The following is a 1,666-nucleotide window of genomic DNA, read 5'->3' on the forward strand; positions in this document are numbered from 1 at the left end:
GCGAGCAGGACGGCGAGGGCCGGGACGAGGAGCGGGAGTCTGCGCATCCGGCCACCTCACCAGCCGGCACGATCACCGGGCTGTGGCGGAAGCCACACCTCCGGTCACAACCGCGTCACAGACCACACCAGCCCCCCAGCCGCCCGGTCTCAGCCCAGTTGCGTCTGCACCTGCGCGGAGATCAGCTCCAGGTGGTCCAGGTCGGCCAGGTCCAGGATCTGGAGGTAGAACCGCGTCGAGCCGATCTCGGCGTACCTGCCGATCTTCTCGACGACCTCCGCCGGGGACCCCGCGAGGCCGTTCTCCTTCAGCTCGTCGACCTCGCGGCCGATCGCGGCGGCGCGGCGGGCGACCTCCGCGTCGTCCTTGCCGACGCAGACGACCAGCGCGTTGGAGTAGGTGAGCGCGTCCGCCGGGCGGCCCGCCTCCTCGACGGCCGCGCGGACCCGCCCGAACTGCTTCTCCGTGTCCGCGACGGAGGCGAACGGCATGTTGAACTCGTCGGCGTAACGGGCCGTCAGGCGCGGGGTGCGCTTGGGGCCGCCGCCGCCGATCAGCACCGGGATCTTCGCCTGCGCGGGCTTGGGCAGCGCGGGCGAGTCGGTGAGCGTGTAGTGGGTGCCCTTGAAGTCGTACGTCTCCCCGACCGGCGTGCCCCACAGCCCGGTGACGATCTCCAGCTGCTCCTCCAGGCGGCCGAACTTCTCCGCGGGGAAGGGGATGCCGTACGCGGTGTGCTCCGCCTCGAACCAGCCCGCACCGAGGCCGAGTTCGACCCGTCCGCCGGACATCTGGTCGACCTGGGCGACCTGGATGGCGAGGACGCCGGGGAGCCGGAAGGTCGCGGCGGTCATCAGCGTGCCGAGGCGGATGCGCTTGGTCTCGCGGGCGAGCCCGGCGAGGGTGAGCCAGGCGTCGGTGGGCCCGGGAAGGCCGTCGCCGCCCATGGCGAGGTAGTGGTCGGAGCGGAAGAACGCGTCGAAGCCGAGGTCCTCGGTCGCCTTCGCGACGGACAGGAGGGTGTCGTAGCTCGCGCCCTGCTGGGGCTCGGTGAAGATACGGAGATCCATGGGGCCATGCTCGCACCTCGCACATCCTTGCGACCGTCAACCCCGCCGGTCACGGGCGCCCCACGGGCTCCCCTCCCGGGTGAATCTCGCGGGCGCCGGGCGCGTCGGGCAGTGACCGGCCCCCGTGATGATCGTTGGGACGTCGGAGCCGGACCGCCCGGCACCCGTGCCCGGCAGGTCAACGCCGGGGCGTCACCCGCGTCGGCCCCTTGGAGGGGCCGCGGGCCGAGGAGGCCGTCATGTCCGAGGAACTGGGCTCCGCCGGGCAGCCGAAGGGGTTGCTTCAGCAGATGGAGGAGCTGATGGCGTCGTTGAACGCGGACCTGTCCGCACTGGACGCGGACCTTCAGTCGACCGGGAGTTCGCCGCGGGCGGTGTCCGAGGAGGTCGAGCCCGGCTGACCCCGGCGCGCACCTCGTAGGAATCCGGCCCCACACAGGCCGCGAGCCTCTCGCCCGGCCCTGCACAAGGGCCGGCACCCTCTCAACACCGGCACCCTCTCGACGCCGGCTCCCTCTGATGCCGGCTCCCTCTCGGAGGGCGTCTCCGCCGCGCGCCGCGCCCCCAGTTCACCCGCTCCGCCGGGCGCACCGCGC

2 protein-coding genes are annotated in these 1,666 nt (G+C 72.8%); one reads left to right on the forward strand and one right to left on the reverse strand.

The window, feature by feature from the left end; translation table 11 throughout:
- Window positions 1-149: 149 nt before the first annotated feature.
- Window positions 150-1,070, reverse strand: a complete 921-nt coding sequence (locus AOK24_RS44820) for an LLM class F420-dependent oxidoreductase (protein ID WP_055725523.1) — start codon at window positions 1,068-1,070, stop codon at window positions 150-152.
- A 239-nt stretch (window positions 1,071-1,309) separates the two neighbouring features.
- Here AOK24_RS44820 and AOK24_RS49505 point away from each other — a divergent pair, with 239 nt between their 5' ends.
- Window positions 1,310-1,471, forward strand: coding sequence for a hypothetical protein (locus AOK24_RS49505; protein ID WP_165854407.1), 162 nt, complete (start codon window positions 1,310-1,312; stop codon window positions 1,469-1,471).
- Window positions 1,472-1,666 lie beyond the last annotated feature (195 nt).

This window comes from Streptomyces niveiscabiei, from assembly GCF_001419795.1.
Classification (GTDB): Bacteria; Actinomycetota; Actinomycetes; order Streptomycetales; family Streptomycetaceae; genus Streptomyces; species Streptomyces niveiscabiei.